The 295-nt window shown below is 58.6% G+C and carries 1 protein-coding gene; it reads right to left on the bottom strand.

What is annotated here, in order from left to right; genetic code table 11:
* A partial coding sequence (locus tag C6558_RS39435; RefSeq protein WP_199197165.1) for a tripartite tricarboxylate transporter permease occupies positions 1-295 on the bottom strand: 295 nt, incomplete at both ends.

Below are 295 nucleotides of genomic sequence, written 5' to 3'. Positions count from 1 at the left end.
CCGGTGTAAACGTCGGCGCCGACGATGCCGAACAGCAAACCAAGCACGATCATCGCTACCGCTTTGATTAGCTGGCCGTTGGCGAGCGTTACCGACAGGATTAGGCCGAATACGATCAGCGCAAAATATTCCGGGGGGCCGAATTTCAGCGCCATTTCGCCGAGCGGCATCGCAAAGGCAGCGACGACAACAGTAGCGATGGTACCGGCAATAAATGAACTGATTGCGGCCGTCGCAAGCGCGATGCCCGCGTGTCCCTTTCGGGCCATTTCGTAGCCGTCGATGGCTGTGACCG

This window comes from Ensifer sp. NM-2 (genome assembly GCF_003024455.1).
Lineage (GTDB): Bacteria > Pseudomonadota > Alphaproteobacteria > Rhizobiales > Rhizobiaceae > Ensifer > Ensifer canadensis.
This window is presented reverse-complemented; position numbering and strand designations above follow the sequence as displayed.